Origin of the sequence: Gemmobacter serpentinus, assembly GCF_008973825.1 — a bacterium.
Classification (GTDB): Bacteria; Pseudomonadota; Alphaproteobacteria; order Rhodobacterales; family Rhodobacteraceae; genus Gemmobacter; species Gemmobacter serpentinus.
The window spans coordinates 23049-39020 of record NZ_WCHR01000006.1 but is presented as its reverse complement, the minus strand read 5'-3'; the positions used below and the strand labels follow the sequence as shown (position 1 = coordinate 39020).

15 protein-coding genes are annotated in these 15972 nt (G+C 61.4%); 2 read left to right on the top strand and 13 right to left on the bottom strand.

The window, feature by feature from the left end; all coding sequences use genetic code 11:
* The first annotated feature begins 18 nt into the window (after positions 1-18).
* Entirely contained in the window at positions 19-1023 is a 1005-nt protein-coding gene (locus tag GBJ34_RS04220) for a glycosyltransferase family 2 protein (protein WP_151718026.1), read from the top strand.
* A 268-nt stretch (positions 1024-1291) separates the two neighbouring features.
* Positions 1292-2917: a DEAD/DEAH box helicase gene (locus tag GBJ34_RS04215; protein ID WP_151718025.1), complete on the top strand. Its 1626-nt coding sequence runs from the start codon at positions 1292-1294 to the stop codon at positions 2915-2917.
* 191 nt (positions 2918-3108) lie between these two features.
* On the opposite strand, the gene GBJ34_RS04210 is transcribed toward GBJ34_RS04215, so the two are convergent.
* From GBJ34_RS04210 to GBJ34_RS04150, 13 genes are all read right to left on the bottom strand, one after another.
* Positions 3109-4788 carry a ribonuclease J gene (locus GBJ34_RS04210; RefSeq protein ID WP_151718024.1) on the bottom strand — a complete coding sequence of 560 codons (1680 nt, stop codon included), beginning with the start codon at positions 4786-4788 and terminating at the stop codon, positions 3109-3111.
* A complete protein-coding gene (locus GBJ34_RS04205; RefSeq protein WP_151718023.1) occupies positions 4785-5564 on the bottom strand; it encodes a type III pantothenate kinase in 780 nt (259 codons plus the stop codon). The genes GBJ34_RS04210 and GBJ34_RS04205 overlap by 4 nt, the downstream gene beginning before the upstream one ends.
* Positions 5565-5577: 13 nt before the next feature.
* On the bottom strand, positions 5578-6348 hold the full coding sequence (locus tag GBJ34_RS04200) for a biotin--[acetyl-CoA-carboxylase] ligase (RefSeq protein ID WP_404811398.1): 771 nt from the start codon (positions 6346-6348) through the stop codon (positions 5578-5580).
* Positions 6349-6356: 8 nt separating this feature from the next.
* Entirely contained in the window at positions 6357-7793 is a 1437-nt protein-coding gene (nuoN, locus tag GBJ34_RS04195) for an NADH-quinone oxidoreductase subunit NuoN (protein WP_151718021.1), read from the bottom strand.
* 10 nt (positions 7794-7803) lie between these two features.
* Positions 7804-9345 carry an NADH-quinone oxidoreductase subunit M gene (locus GBJ34_RS04190; RefSeq protein WP_151718020.1) on the bottom strand — a complete coding sequence of 514 codons (1542 nt, stop codon included), beginning with the start codon at positions 9343-9345 and terminating at the stop codon, positions 7804-7806.
* Positions 9345-11660, bottom strand: coding sequence for an NADH-quinone oxidoreductase subunit L (gene nuoL, locus GBJ34_RS04185; RefSeq protein ID WP_151718019.1), 2316 nt, complete (start codon positions 11658-11660; stop codon positions 9345-9347). Before nuoL ends, GBJ34_RS04190 begins: the two co-directional genes overlap by 1 nt.
* A gap of 4 nt (positions 11661-11664) precedes the next feature.
* Positions 11665-11970 carry an NADH-quinone oxidoreductase subunit NuoK gene (gene nuoK / locus GBJ34_RS04180; RefSeq protein WP_054302297.1) on the bottom strand — a complete coding sequence of 102 codons (306 nt, stop codon included), beginning with the start codon at positions 11968-11970 and terminating at the stop codon, positions 11665-11667.
* 64 nt (positions 11971-12034) lie between these two features.
* Positions 12035-12754 (bottom strand): hypothetical protein, encoded by a 720-nt coding sequence (locus GBJ34_RS04175; RefSeq protein ID WP_151718018.1) that lies wholly within the window; start codon positions 12752-12754, stop codon positions 12035-12037.
* A gap of 72 nt (positions 12755-12826) precedes the next feature.
* Complete coding sequence (locus GBJ34_RS04170; protein WP_151718017.1) at positions 12827-13468, bottom strand: hypothetical protein; 642 nt, start codon at positions 13466-13468, stop codon at positions 12827-12829.
* 188 nt (positions 13469-13656) lie between these two features.
* Positions 13657-14271: an NADH-quinone oxidoreductase subunit J gene (locus GBJ34_RS04165; protein ID WP_151718016.1), complete on the bottom strand. Its 615-nt coding sequence runs from the start codon at positions 14269-14271 to the stop codon at positions 13657-13659.
* Positions 14268-14678 (bottom strand): carboxymuconolactone decarboxylase family protein, encoded by a 411-nt coding sequence (locus GBJ34_RS04160; protein ID WP_151718015.1) that lies wholly within the window; start codon positions 14676-14678, stop codon positions 14268-14270. Before GBJ34_RS04160 ends, GBJ34_RS04165 begins: the two co-directional genes overlap by 4 nt.
* A gap of 9 nt (positions 14679-14687) precedes the next feature.
* Positions 14688-15182 carry an NADH-quinone oxidoreductase subunit NuoI gene (gene nuoI, locus GBJ34_RS04155; RefSeq protein WP_151718014.1) on the bottom strand — a complete coding sequence of 165 codons (495 nt, stop codon included), beginning with the start codon at positions 15180-15182 and terminating at the stop codon, positions 14688-14690.
* A complete protein-coding gene (locus tag GBJ34_RS04150; RefSeq protein WP_151718013.1) occupies positions 15169-15963 on the bottom strand; it encodes a methyltransferase domain-containing protein in 795 nt (264 codons plus the stop codon). Before GBJ34_RS04150 ends, nuoI begins: the two co-directional genes overlap by 14 nt.
* Positions 15964-15972 lie beyond the last annotated feature (9 nt).

The window sequence follows — 15972 nt, the reverse complement described above, 5'->3', positions numbered from 1 at the left end:
GATAGCAGGATAGTCCCCATGACCGCGCCCCGCGCATTTCTTTGCGGCACAGCCAAGAATGAAGGCCCCTATATCCTGGAATGGGTGGCCCATCACCTTGAGCTCGGCTTTACCGATATCGCGCTTTATCAGAACGATTCCGACGATCTGACGCATGAGATCATGAAGACGCTCGAGCAGGTCGGCGCGATCCGGTATTTCCCCAACCCCGCCCGGCGCGGCGCGCATCAGGTCAAGGCCTATGGCCGCGCGGCGGAACTGGACAGCTACAAACAGGCCGATTACGCCATGGCGCTCGATCTCGATGAGATGCTGGTGGTGAAGGTGGGCGACGGGCGGCTGGCAGATCTGATTGCCGCCGCGCCAGCCTTTGACCTGATGATGGCGAATTGGCGGTTGTTCGGCTCCAGCGGCAAGAAGCAGCAAGGCTTCGCGCTGCAGGCCGAACGCTTTACCATGGCCGATTACGTCATGGCCGATAATGAACATTTCAACGCCTACAAGGCACTGTTCCGACCCAGCCTGTTCAGCCGTCCGGGCATCCACAAGCCGCCGGAGGCCGAAGCAGAGATTGGCCACCTGCGCATCGTCAATGGCTCAGGCCTCGCCGCCGGCAGCTTTCAGGTGAAGAATTACAACTCCACCGATCCGGGGGGCCAAAGTCTTGTGCAGATCAACCACTATATCGTGCGCGATCTGGCCAGCTTTCTGGTGAAAACCAAGCGTGGCTCCGCGCATCAGGATGATCGCACGGTGGGGGTGAAATACTGGGCCTTCCGCAACCGCAACTTTGTCGAGGATCTGTCGATCCAGCCCTATCTGCCACGCATCCATGCGCGGATGCAGGCGCTGGATGCTGCAGCCAATGGCAAGCTGATGCGGCTGCGCCGTCAGTCCATCGCGCTGCATCGCGAAAAGGCGGTGGAGTTGCTGGAGGAGCCCGACATGCAACAGATGCGCCGCGATTGCCTGAAGTTTGAGGGCCATGTGCCGGTCTGGGGTGCCTATCACGACCATCTTTGACCGGACATCTTTGACCGGGCATCTGTGAGCGCGATTGCAATCAGCAGGCCAATCTCGAACGATGGCGCCAAAATTCGCCCAATCCGTTCAATTTGCATCACAATGATGCAGCAGCCACGGCTGCGGGCACGGCCTGCACCTTGACGCAGCCTCCCGGATCAGATAACGGCCAATCAGGGCCCTTATGGCCTGTTGACGCCGGGACGCCCGGATGACTTGCGTCCCCTTCTCGATCTCTGCGGGCCGATCCCGCCGACACAGGACGCTGATGACCAAATTCTCCGACCTCGCGCTTGACCCGCGCGTATTGCAAGCCGTCGCCGAAACCGGCTACGAGACCCCGACCCCGATCCAGGCGCAAGCCATTCCCTTCGCGCTGGAAGGCCGGGATGTTCTCGGCATCGCGCAGACCGGCACCGGCAAGACCGCGAGCTTCTCGTTGCCGATGATCACGCTGCTGGGCAAGGGCCGCGCCCGCGCCCGGATGCCGCGCAGCCTTGTTCTGTGCCCGACGCGCGAACTGGCCGCGCAAGTTGCCGAAAACTTCGACACCTATGCCAAGCACACCAAGCTGACCAAGGCGCTGCTGATTGGCGGCGTGGCCTTTGGCGAACAGGACAAGCTGATCGACCGCGGCGTCGATGTGCTGATCGCGACCCCGGGCCGCCTGCTCGATCATTTCGAACGCGGCAAGCTGCTGCTGACCGGGGTGCAGATCATGGTGGTCGATGAGGCCGACCGGATGCTCGACATGGGGTTCATCCCCGATATCGAACGCATCTTCAGCCTGACCCCCTTCACCCGGCAGACCTTCTTCTTTTCGGCCACCATGGCCCCCGAGATCGAGCGGATCACCAAGACCTTCCTGTCGAACCCGGCCAAGATCGAGGTGGCACGCCAATCCACCACCTCCGAGACCATCGAACAGGCGCTGATCCAGTTCACCCCTTCGCGCAAGGACCGCTCCTTCGCGGAAAAGCGTGCCGTGTTGCGCGCGCTGATCCGCGCCGAGGGCGAGACCTGCACCAATGCCATCATCTTCTGCAATCGCAAGATGGATGTGGATGTGGTGGCCAAATCGCTGAAATCGCATGGTTTCAACGCAGCCCCGATCCATGGCGATCTGGATCAGTCGCAGCGGATGAAGACGCTGGATGGCTTCCGCGATGGATCGCTGCAACTTCTGGTGGCGTCTGACGTGGCGGCGCGCGGGCTTGATATCCCAAGCGTGAGCCATGTGTTCAATTTCGATCTGCCCTCGCATCCCGAGGATTACGTTCACCGCATCGGCCGCACCGGCCGGGCCGGGCGCAAGGGCAAGGCCTTCTCGATCGCGACGCCGTTTGACGAGAAATACCTGACCAATATCGAAAATCTGGTGAAACAGACCATTCCGCGCGGCACGCTGCCGGAAGGTTTCGCCATGCCCGAAGCCCGTGAGCCGCGCGAACGCCGCGATGAGCGTGGCCCGAAAGGCAAGGGCGGCAAGCCGCAGCGCGACAATCGCGATACCGTGCCGCGCGAGGCCGTGGCCGAGACCCCGAAGGACGAACGCCGCGAGGACAACCGGCGCGAGGATCGCAGCTCGGATCGGCGCGAGGATCGTGGCCCGAAGCCGCAGGTCCATCACCATGGCTCCGCCCCGCATAGCCATCACCATCGCGACGAGACCCGCCGCGAAGATGGGCGGCGCGATGATCGCCAGAACGACCGCCAGCATGACCGCAACAATGATCGCCGCCGTAATGAGCGTGACGACCGCGTTGTGGGCATGGGCGATCATGTCCCGGATTTCATCCTGCGCAGCTTCAAGCTGAAAGAGCGCCCTGCCCCGGTCACCGAGGCCGAAGTCGACGCGCCGGAGCCGCAACTGGCCGACAGCCAGGCGGAGTAATCCGCCCGGCGCTTGCGCCATGATAGATGCGAAAAAGGGGCGCGTGATCCGCGCCCCTTTTTCATGTCTGCGATCGATTGGCATGTGGCGCTGTGAAAAATCAGGGCCTGCCGGATCTTGCGGCAGGGTTTGTGAACCAGCACAGCCCTGCCAAAGCCGGCCCGCGCCGGGTTTCCCCGGCGCGGCGCGTGTCACTCCACCGCGAGGCGGCTGACAACAACGGTCACTTCGGGTTTCTTGCCGATCTCCTCGACCGAGACTTGCCGGATGATCCGGCGCAGCGCCTCGTCCAGCTTGTCGTCATCACGCATGATCTTGGCCGATGCGGTCTCCAGGAAACCGCTCACCTCGGTTTCCATCATTTCGGCCAGACCCTGACCATGCTTGCCGACCTCGGGCAGCCCCATCAGTTCCACCCAGGCCTCGCCAAGCGCGCTGTCATCTTCATCCAGAATGACATTGACCATGGCATGGCCATTCAGCGCCATGCGGATCCGATCGCGGATCACCCCATCCATCGCGCCGATCAACACCGACCCGTCAAGGTAAAGCCTTGCGGTGTCGATATATTCGACGATCTCGGGCTTGTCGCCCGACAGATCGACCATCATGCCATTGGTCGCGATCTCGCCGGGAATGCCGCGCGTCTCGCCCAGTTTCACATGTTCGCGCAAATGCCGATGCTCACCGTGCATCGGGATCAGCATCTGCGGCTTCAGGGTCTGGTGCATCACTTCCAGATCCGGGCGGTTGGCATGGCCGGAAACGTGATAACGGCCATTGCTGTCATCGACGATATCGACACCCATCTCCGAGAGGGCATTCATGATGCGCAGCACATCGCGCTCATTGCCGGGGATGGTTTTCGATGAAAATAGGAACATGTCGCCCTCTTTCATCTCCAGCCCCAGATATTTGCCGCGCGATAATTGCGCGGTGGCCGCGCGCCGCTCACCCTGGCTGCCGGTCACGATCAGCATCAGGTTCTGGCGCGGCACTTCGGTCGCCTGTTCCGACGGGATCGTCGGGGGGAATCCGGTCAGCACGCCAGTTTCCTGCGCGACCTTGACCATGCGCTGCATCGCCCGGCCCAGAAGACAGACCGACCGGCCCGCTGCACGGCCCGCTTCAGCCAGCGTTTTCAGGCGCGCCACGTTGGAGGCAAAGGTGGTGGCCACCACCATACCGCCCGCCCCCGCAATCAGGCCGTGGATCGGATCGGCCAAGGTGGCCTCGGACCGCCCCGGCAGCGGCGAGAAGATATTGGTGCTGTCGCACATCAGCGCCTTCACCGGACGCTCGGCCGCGATGGCGGCAAAGGTAGCCTCATCCCAGCCCTCGCCGACAATCGGGGTCGGGTCCAGCTTGAAATCGCCCGAATGCACGATCCGACCCGCAGGGGTGTCGATGATCAGGGCCGAGCTTTCGGGGATCGAATGCGCCAGCGGCACGAATTGCACGCTGAATGGCCCGGCCTCGATCACCGCAGGGCGCGGCTCAACGGTATGGATCACATCCAGCGGGTGGCCCTGCTCCTCGAATTTCAGACGTCCGATGGCGGCGGTAAAGCGGCGGGCATAGACCCGCTTCTTCAGACGCGGCCACAGATGCCCAAGCGCGCCGATATGATCCTCATGCGCATGGGTGATGAAGATGGCCTCGATGCGCTCGGCGCGTTCTTCCAGCCATTTTACATCCGCCATGATCAGATCGACCCCGGGCGTGGTGTCCATGTCGGGAAAGGTCACCCCCAGATCGACAACGATCAGACGTTCGCGATCCTCGGGGCCATAGCCGTAGACATAGCAGTTCATCCCGATTTCGCCGGCCCCGCCAAGGGGCAGATAGATCAGGCGGTTCTTCACGCTCATGCGGTTTCCAGTTCCTTGTTGTAGCGGTGGATCAGGACAAGACCATGCATGGTCAGATCGTCCTCCACGAAATCAAATATCTCTGTGTCCTGCGCAAAGAGCGGCGCGAGCCCCCCCGTGGCAATAACCTTCATCGAGCGATCACGCTCCGCGCGGATCTGGCGGATGATGCCTTCGACAAGACCGATATATCCCCAATACACGCCCGCCTGCATACAGGCCACTGTATTCGTGCCAATGGCCATTGCAGGCCGGGCGATGTCGATATGCGGCAAGGCCGCTGCCGCCATATGCAGCGCCTCCAGCGACAGGTTCACCCCCGGCGCGATAACGCCGCCAATATAGGCACCATCAGTATCGACCACGTCAAAGGTGGTGGCGGTGCCGAAATCCACCACGACCAGATTGCCGCCATGGCGGTTGAACCCCGCGACGGTGTTCACCAGACGGTCAGGGCCGACCGTGGTGCCCTGATCGACACGCGGGGCCACGGGCAGTTCGCAACCGGGTTTGCCCACCACATAGGGGCGACAATCGAAATAGCGGTTGCACAGGACACGCAGGTTGAACACCACGCGCGGCACGGTGGAGCTGATGATCGCCTCGCGGATCGTCACATCCAGCTTTTTCAGCGTCATCAAAGTCTGGAACCAGACGTAATATTCATCCGCCGTGCGCTTGTGATCGGTAGCGATCCGCATGGTGGCGAGGAATTCCGATCCGTTCCAGATCGAGAAGACGGTGTTGGTATTGCCGCAATCGATGGCGAGCAGCATGAGGGCACCCTTTTCAGAAGAAGACCTCGGCGGCGGGGATGACCTCCCGCCGCCCGTCGATGTTCAGGATCAGGGCACCGCCCGCGTCGATGGTCTCGAAGATACCGCGCCGCTCGATCCTGCCGGTGCGGGCGCGGATCACCTCGCCCAGTCGGGCGGCACGCGACAGCCAGGCCTCGCGGATCGGCGTGAAGCCCTCATTGGCAAAAACCGCTTCCCACCGTGCAAAGCCTGCGGCCAGGTGGGTCAGGAACTGCTCGGGGGGCACGCGACAGCCGGTCTCGCCCAGAAGGCTGACCGGCGGAACCGCGCCCGCCTCAACCGCCTCGACTGGCGGGGCACCGATCAGGTTCACGCCGATGCCGATCACCAGATGGCTGACGCCTGCCCCGGCGCTGCTGCTTTCCAGCAGGATGCCCGCAAGCTTGCCACCATTCAGCAGCACGTCATTGGGCCATTTCAGGCTGAAGGCCTGTGGTAGCCCGGTCAGCTCAGAACAGGCATCATAAAGCGCCAGGGCCGCGATGAAGCTGCGCAGCGCCGCGCGATCCGCCGTGCCCTCGGGACGAAAGATCAGCGATCCGTAGAAATTTCCGCGCGGGCTGGTCCAGACCCGGCCACGCCGGCCGCGTCCGGCGGTTTGCTCCCCCGCAATGACCCACGCCGGACCTGTCAGGCCCGGCGCGAGGGAAATGGCATAGGCATTGGTGCTGTCGACCGTGTCGAGGGCGTGGCGCGCCACGCCCTCGGGCCAGACGGCCCCCCCTGTCACATCACCGGACAAGGGCCAGATCACTGCACAAGAGACTGGGCCGCCACAGCCGCAGGCGGATCGATGCCGAACAGGTTCACCGCACCGACCAGCATCATGGCCGCAACCACGATCAGCGCCAACCATTGCACCGTGCCCATACGGCTTTCCACGCCCTCGGTCTCGGTGCCGAAATACATGAAATAGACGATGCGCAGATAGTAGAACGCCCCGATGACCGAAGCCACCGCACCGGCAATCGCCAGCCAGGTCAGGCCGGCATCAAGGGCCGCTTTCAGCACATAGAACTTGCCGAAGAAGCCAACCATCGGCGGCACACCGGCAAGGCTGAACATCAGGATCAGCACGGCCAGCGCCTTTAGCGGTTCACGCTTGGAGAACATGTTGAGCGCGCTGATATCCGAGACCGGCTGCCCGTCGCGTTCCAGCGACAGGATGAAGGCGAAGGTGCCGATATTCATGGTGACGTAGATCGCCATATAGACCAGCATCGCCTGCACACCCAATGCCGTGCCCGCAGCGAGACCCAGCAGCGCATAGCCCATATGCGCGATCGAGGAATAGGCCATCAGACGCTTGATGTCCTTCTGCCCGATGGCGGCAATTGCGCCGACGAACATCGACAGCACCGCCATCACCGCGATCACCTGCTGCCAGTCGCCCGGGATGGTGCCGAAGGCGTCATGGGCGAGACGGGCCAGCAGTGCCATGGCGGCAACCTTGGGCGCGGTCGCGAAGAAGGCGGTGACCGGCGTGGGCGAGCCTTCATAGACATCCGGCGTCCACATGTGGAAGGGGGCGGCAGACACTTTGAAGGCCAGACCCGACAGCATGAAGACCAGGCCGAACAGCAGACCGACTGGCGCGCCATGTTCCAGCGTGGTGATGATGCCGGAGAACAGTGTGGTGCCCGCATAACCATAGGTGAGCGAGGCGCCATAAAGCAGCAGCCCCGAGGACATGGAGCCGAGGACAAAGTATTTCAGGCCGGCCTCGGTCGATTTCGCGCTGTCACGACGGAACGCCGCCACGACATAAAGCGCCAGCGATTGCAGCTCCAGCCCGACATACAGCGCCATCAGATCACCTGCGGACACCATCATCATCATGCCGACAGTCGCCAGCGCGATCAGCACCGGATATTCAAACCGGGCCAGCCCGCGACGGTTCATGTAATCATAGCTCATGACCAGAACGGCAGCCCCGGCCAGCAGCACGGTGACCTTGGCGAAACGGGCAAAGGCATCATCGATGAACAATCCGCCAAAGGCGCTTTGCGCCCCCTCGCCATTCACCCCGATGAGCAGGGCAAGCACCACGAAGACGCCTGCCGTGGCCCAGGTGATCAGGCCGGTGGTCTTGTCCTTGCCGGTATAGACCCCGAACAGCAGCGCCGCCATCGCATAGACCGCGAGCAGGACTTCGGGCAGGACAGTGTGGAAATCAGTGACAGTCATGCTTCAGCCCTCAATGCGTTGCCGCTTCGGCCACGTCGGCGATGACGGGCAGCGCAGCCTTGTAATTGGTCAGCAGCGCCTCCACCGAGGGGCCGATGATATCGGTCACAAGCACCGGGTAGATGCCCAGCAGCAGGGTCATCACCACCAGCGGTGCAAAGATCGCCCGCTCGCGCAGGGTCATGTCGGTGATGGATTTCAGCGCCTCTTTCACCAGATCGCCCAGGACGACCTTGCGGTAAAGGTAAAGCCCATAGGCCGCCGAGAAGATCACGCCCGAAGTCGCGACCACCGCGACCCAGGTATTCACCTGGAAGATGCCGACCAGCGTCAGGAACTCGCCGATGAAGCCCGAGGTGCCGGGAAGACCCACGTTCGACATGGTGAAGAACAGGAAGATCAGCGCATAGGCGGGCATCCGAATGACCAGGCCACCAAAGGCGTCAATGTCACGCGTATGCATCCGGTCATAGATCACGCCGACGCAGAGGAACAGCGCCCCCGAGATGAAGCCGTGGCTGATCATCTGGAACATCGCGCCATCGACGCCCTGCTGGTTGGCGGTAAAGATGCCCATCGTCACATAGCCCATATGGGCAACCGAGGAATAAGCGATCAGCTTTTTCATATCCTGCTGCGCAAGCGCCACCAGCGAGGCATAGACGATGGCGATGGCCGACATCCACAGCACCAGCGGTGCCAGCACGTCCGAGCCCACCGGGAACATCGGCAGCGAGAAGCGCAGGAAGCCATAGCCGCCCATCTTCAGCAGCACCGCGGCCAGGATGACCGAACCTGCAGTCGGGGCCTGAACGTGTGCATCAGGCAGCCAAGTATGCACCGGCCACATCGGCATCTTCACCGCGAAACTTGCAAAGAACGCGAGGAACAGCAGCGTCTGCACGCCCCCCAGGATATGGAAGCCGCCAATCGCCAAGGTCTCCGACGCAAAGGTATGCTTCATCAACGTCGGGATGTCGGTCGTGCCGGCATCGACATACATGTAGATCATCGCCACCAGCATCAGCACCGAGCCGAGGAAGGTGTAGAGGAAGAACTTGAATGCCGCGTAGATGCGTTCCTTGCCGCCCCAGATGCCGATGATCAGGAACATCGGGATCAGCCCTGCCTCGAAGAACAGGTAGAACAGCACGAGGTCCAGCGCGCAGAACACGCCGAGCATCAGCGTCTCCAGCAGCAGGAAGGCGATCATGTATTCCTTGGTGCGATGCTGGACATCCCAGCAGGCCGCGATGGTGATCGGCATGAGGAAGGTGGTCAGCATGACGAACATCACCGAAATGCCGTCAACGCCCATCTTGTAGTTCAGGCCAAGGATCCAGCCATATTGCTCGACGAATTGCATGTCGGTATTGGCCGGATCGAACCCGATCAGCACCGTCAGCGACAGCAGGAAAGTGGCCGAGGTGGCAAGCAGTGCCACCCATTTCGCATTGCGCTGCGCGGCAGCATCCTCGCCCCGCAGGAACAGCGCAAGGATCAGCGCCGCAACCGCAGGCAGGAAGGTGATGATGGAAAGGACGTTTTCCATTAGTGCGCGCCCCCCGAGAGCGACATCCAGGTGACAAGGGCAGCGATGCCCAGCACCATGGCGAAAGCGTAGTGGAAGATATAGCCGGACTGTGCCCGGTTCACGAGGCGGGTCACCAGCGGGATGAAGCCCATGGCCAGGCCATTGATCGAACCATCAATCACCTTGCCATCGCCCTTCTGCCACAGGAAGCGGCCGAGCCATTTCGTCGGGATGACGAAGATCGCGTTATACAGCTCGTCGAAATACCATTTGTTCAGCAGGAACTGGTAAAGCGGGCGCTGTGCAGCAGCCAGACGTTTGGGCAGGCTCGGGTTCTTGATATAGAACAGCCAGGCTGTGGCAAAGCCGATCAGCATCGCGATGAAGGGCGAGACCTTGACCCATTTCGGCACGTTATGCGCCTCGTGGATCATGTGGTTGTCCGCCCCCAGATAGATCGCGCCTTTCGGGGCGACCGCTGCCACATGGGCCGCAGTTGCATCGCCGGCGGGCGCTGCATGGGCATCAGCCTCGGCGGCATGGCCTTCCGTCGCCGCAACCGCCGCGTGATCGCCCTCGGCTGCGACAGCCGCATTCTCTGCGGAGGCCGGGGCGGCAGCATGTCCGTCCTCAGCCGGAGCAGCGGCGTGATCGCCCTCGGCACCATGGCCACCGGCTGCCTGTTCCATGCCGAACCATTCGCGGACCTTGGTCTCATCGCCAAAGAAGACGTTGTACCACAGCATTCCCGAGAACATCGCACCAAGCGCCAGAACCCCAAGCGGGATCAGCATGACAGCCGGGCTTTCATGTGGCTCGTGATGGCCGTGGTCATCGTGGCCGTGATCCGCATGGGCGTGATCTGCATGGCCATGCGCCGCAGCTGCGTGCCCGTGATCGTGGCCGTGGCCGTGGCCGTGGCCGTGGCCGTGGCCGTGGCCATGATCGTCATGCCCATGCCCCTGCGCACGGCTTTCGCCATAGAAGGTCAGGAACATCAGACGCCAGGAATAGAAGCTGGTAAAGCAGGCCGCGACCACCAGCAGCCAGAACGCATATTGCGAACCGACATAGGCGCTTTCGATCACAGCGTCTTTCGACAGGAAGCCGGCAAAGCCGTAATGCGTCAGCGGGATGCCCACGCCGGTAATGGCCAGCGTGCCGATCATCATCGCCCAGAAGGTCACGGGGATCTTCTTCCGCAACCCGCCATAGTTGCGCATATCCTGCTCATGATGCGTCGCATGGATTACCGAGCCGGCACCAAGGAACAGCATCGCCTTGAAGAAGGCGTGGGTAAACAGGTGGAACATGGCGACCGAATAGACGCCCGTCCCTGCCGCCACGAACATGTAGCCCAGTTGCGAACAGGTCGAATAGGCGATGACGCGCTTGATATCGTTCTGCACCAGACCGACGGTCGCAGCGAAGAAGGCGGTCGTTGCCCCCAGAACCACGATCAGGGTCTTGGCATCAGGCGCATATTCATAGATCGGCGACATGCGGCAAACCAGGAACACCCCGGCGGTCACCATGGTTGCGGCATGGATCAGCGCCGACACCGGGGTCGGGCCTTCCATCGCGTCGGGCAGCCAGGTGTGCAGACCCAGCTGCGCCGATTTGCCCATGGCCCCGATGAACAGCAACACGCCGATCAGGTTGGCTGCATTCCATTCCGTCCAGAGGAAGGTCACGCTGGTTTCCGCAAGCTGCGGGCCAGCGGCGAAGATATCGTCGAAGCGGATCGAGTCTGTCAGGAAGAACAGCCCGCAAATCCCGAGCGCAAAGCCGAAATCACCGACACGGTTGACCACAAAGGCCTTCATTGCAGCGGCATTGGCCGAGGGCTTGCGATAGTAGAAGCCGATCAGCAGGTAGGAGGCCACGCCCACGCCTTCCCAGCCGAAGAACATCTGCACCAGGTTGTCGCTGGTGATCAGGGTCAGCATGGCGAAGGTGAAGAACGAGAGATAGGCGAAGAAGCGCGCCTTGTAATGCTCGCCCTCATGCCAGTTCTCGTCATGCGCCATATAGCCGAAGCTATAAAGATGCACGAGCGCCGAGACCGAGTTCACCACGACCAGCATGATCGCGGTCAGACGGTCCAGCCGGATCGCCCATTCGGTATCAAGGCTGCCGGACTGGATCCAGGTCAGCAGGTGGATATGCTGCGTCTCGCCGTCGAAGGTGACGAAGATCACCCAGGACAGCGCAGCGGCCAGGAAGATCATCGAGGTGGTAAAGACCTGCGCGGCCTTTTCCCCGATGAAACGCCAGCCGAAGCCGCAGATCAGGGCACCGACCAGCGGCGCAAGAAGAATGATCGTGGCCATTCGGTCAGCCTTTCATCACGTTGGCGTCTTCGACGTCGATGGTGCCGCGGGTGCGGAAGAAGCTCACCAGGATCGCGAGACCGATGGCAGCCTCGGCGGCAGCCACGGTCAGCACGAACATGGTGAAGACCTGCCCCACCAGATCGCCGAGGAACGACGAGAAGGCGACGAGGTTGATATTCACCGAAAGAAGCATCAGTTCGATCGACATGAGGATGACGATCACGTTCTTCCGGTTGAGGAAGATGCCGAAGATGCCGATGACAAAAAGCGCCGCCGCCACCGTGAGGTAATGTTCCAGTCCTACCATTCTCGTCCCTCCGGGTGTTTGCCCGTTATTTCCAACGACCGCATGAAGATGTGAATACGTGCCGTCATTTTAGTGCTCGGAGCGCGCTCATCCGCGCCTCCAATTCTCTCAGGGTCCTGGGGTAGCTCCCCAATGCCTCGGGATAACCGGGGCCAACCCTTTCACTGTCAAACCAATACCGCGGGGTGCCCGGATAATAGAGGTCGCAGGCGCAGGCTTGGGGATTGCCGAAAGCAGAGTCGCTTCCCTTATCGGGCGCCCACTCCATACTGGGTTCCGCTGAAATCCCTTCCGACTTGGCAAAACGGCTAATGCTACGGAGGCTATCGTTCCGACCCGATGCCGCAAGGCCATGCAGAAACGTCTCGAGCGGGGATTTGAACGCGCGATCATCACTGAAGGTTTGGACCCGCCCTGCCGCATCGCCAGCACCAACCAAAGGCTCCCGGTAATTCAGGCTCAGCCCCGTTTCGCAATCCAAGACTTCGGCATAACGGTTGCTAGTCCCATGAGCATGGCTCTCATCTATGGCGACAACCATCCCGTTTCCGACATCAACAGCAGGCTTAACGAAGCTCGTGGCTTCAATGTCTTGATAGAAAGCGCTGCATTTCGGATACCGCGCCTTACCAAAGGCGCCAGTCCTGTCGTTGGCTTCAGACATGGTCTGCGGCGGGGCCACGCAGGATGCGAGCACCATTGTGCATGACCCGACAGCCAGCACAAAGGCTGCGCCGCGCGCGCCCCTTGCCTTCTGCCTTGTCCTGTCAATCGCCCGTTTCATCTGCTGTCCCTGAGCCCTTGCTCGTCTTTCCTTCGCCATCGGGCTTTAGCCCGGTCGTTATCACTGCGCCAGTCAGCGCTGTGCACCCGGGCTGTCCGGGTAGAAGATCCTGCATCCCTGATAGGGGTTGTAGCGCATCTTCTTTGCCATGGTTTCGTAGTGATCATAGAGATTGCGGGTGAAGCGGATTTTGTGCTTGCTGGCGACCGCCGCAACACGTTCCACCGTGTAGCCCTTGCCAAAACGGATCGGCCCTTTGGGATACTGGATCTCTGCAATGGAGTTGGCAGACATTCCGCCGATCTTGCTATCAATGGATTGCCCATCAAGCATGAGGCCTTCCAAGGCGTTGCAATCCACGAAGAGGAGTTCCTCGCTGTAACTGCATCCATCATAATTTTCACTCAGCTTCTGACCGACCCGGCCCTCGCCAAGATCTTTGACGGCACCGCCAGAAACTCGCGACGCATAATATTTACCGGCCTCGCCTTTCACCCGATCACCAGATGTTTCAAGAGCTACGAAACTGCCATCGGGCCGGACTTCCAGTGCGGCCGAAAGTTCTGCCTTGGTTGCAGTTTGGGGAAGGCCCTCACAGGCAACACTCGGAACGCTCAGCGCCAGCACCGCACATGCAGCAACAGCAAACGCCAGCAGCGGTCTGCCGACCGCCCTGCCCGTCACTCTGTTCGTCGCCTGCTTGCGCATTGCCATCTTGTCCATCTGGGCCAGCGGGGCCCTGGGGTTCACATTCAAGGGTCACCAGCGGGCCAACCCGGCCCGCCTTTCGTCTTTACTTCTTCTTACGGCTCAGCAGCGTCGCGATCACCACGACCACGACGACGCCGAGGATCGCCAGCCAGCCGATCCCGCCCATGCCTGCCGGATCAACCGCTTCCATCTTACAGCCCCTGCCCCGGTTTCACGTCCTTCAGCTCCATCGCTTTGGCCGGGTCGCGCCACATCTGCTTCAGCACGTTCTGACGCTTCACATCCTTGCGGTGGCGCAGCGTCAGCACGATGGCACCGATCATCGCGACCAGCAGCACAAGGCCGGAGGCCTGGAAGATGTAGAGGTATTTGTCATAGATCAGCAGGCCGAGCGCCTTGGTGTTGTGCACCTGGTCGATGGCCGGCGTCACCGCCTGACGCAGACCATGTGCGCCATCGGCTTGCGTCCAGGCGGCATAGGCCATGCCGAATTGCACCAGCAGGATTACCCCGATCAGAAGCGCCAGCGGCATGGTGCGGGCCATCTCGCCCTTCAGTTCGGCAAAGTCGACATCCAGCATCATGACGACGAACAGGAACAGCACTGCCACCGCGCCGACATAGACGATGATCAGCAGCATGGCGACAAATTCGGCCCCCAGCAGCACGAAGATCCCCGCCGCTGACAGGAAGGTCAGGATCAGCCACAGCACCGAATGCACGGGGTTGCGCGACACGGTGACCATCAGGCCCGCCGACACCGTCACCACGGCGAAGCAATAGAAGGCAATATCCGCAACGCTCATGCGTCTTTCTCCTCGGTTTCCGCAAAAACCGCCTGAGCCACCTCAAGCGCCTTCTGCATGGCGGGCACCCCGCCGAACATGCTCATCTGCCAGATCACTTCCGCGATCTCGCGTTGGGTCGCCCCCGAGGCCAGCGCATGGCGCACCGACAGCTTCAACTGCGGCTCGGCATGGGCACCCAGAACGGTCAGGGCGGCGATGGTAACCAGAAGCCGTGTCTTGGCATCCAGCCCCTCGCGGTTGAAGGTCTTGCCGAACCACATCTCCATCATGTCTTTCGTCATGGTGGGGAAGAAGGCATCGAGGCCCTTCACCGGCAGACTTTCCAATGCAGGATTGAAGGCGCGAACCATTTCCTGGCTCTGCTCCATCATCGTGTTGAAAAGTTTGGTGAATTCCTCGTTCATTGGGGGGCCTTACCGATAGGGGGCGTCAAGCTCAAGGTTGCGGGCGATCTCGGCTTCCCAACGGGCGCCGTTCGCAAGCAGTTTTTCCTTGGTGTAGTAAAGCTCTTCGCGGGTTTCGGTGGAAAACTCGAAATTCGGGCCTTCGACGATGGCATCCACCGGGCAGGCTTCCTGGCAGAAGCCGCAATAGATGCATTTCGTCATGTCGATGTCATAGCGCGTGGTGCGGCGCGAACCATCCTCGCGCGGCTCGGCGTCGATGGTGATCGCCTGTGCCGGACAGACCGCCTCGCAGAGTTTGCAGGCGATGCAGCGCTCTTCCCCATTGGGATAGCGGCGCAGCGCGTGTTCGCCCCGGAAACGCGGCGACAGCGGTCCCTTTTCATGCGGATAGTTGATCGTCGCCTTGGGGGCGAAGAAATATTTCAGACCCAGGCCGAAGCCTTTGATGAAATCCACCAGCAAGAAGTATTTGGTGGCCCGGTTCAGGTCAATCGCGCCCATCTGCCGCTTCCTTTGTCTTGTCTTGCAGGTCGCCCGCATTGTTGTGCGGGGTCCATTTGGTCACATAGTCGCTTTGCAGCACGGTCTGGCCGAGCTGGCTTTCAGGCAGACGTTCGACCTCGTAATAGAGATAAACGCGCCCGGTGGGGAAGCCCCTGCCCTTGCCCAGCTTCAGGCGGTTGCCGCGCAGGGCCGGATCGGGGAAGTCATATATCTTGCGGTCGGCCTCGGCCAGTGTCGGCACGCCACGGCACAGATGCACCTTGCAGCCGGCACCGCGGGTCCAGAAGGTCCAGACCAGCTCGGGATTGAACTGGTAAAGCCCGTGCGCGATCCAGCCATTCATCCCGTTGGCCGAGACGAACCGCCCGCCCGGCTTCAGCAGATTGAAGGCGTTGCGCATGGCCTGCGGCGCATCGAACACATGTTCGATGGTGCCGCCGTCAAAGATGAAGTCGAACTGGCCATGCAGTTCGTCCGGGATCGGCTTGTTGAGATCGTGCAGGATGGTGGCCCCCTCGTAATCCGAGAAGTCCATCGCCTCCATCTCGCCAAAGCCCAGACGACGCATCAACGTTTCGCAATAGCCGTCTTCCTGGATGGTCTCGGCATAAGACCCTTCCAGCCCGGCGCGACGCCAGGTGCGTTCAAACACACGGGCGAAACGGCCCTGCGGATTGAAGCTATGCCGGCCCAGCATGAGCGTGCGGGCACCCGGCGCGGGCTGCCAGCGCCGCGACAGTTCTACCAGCTGCTCATACAGTGCGAAATCGACACCCATCCTGCGTTC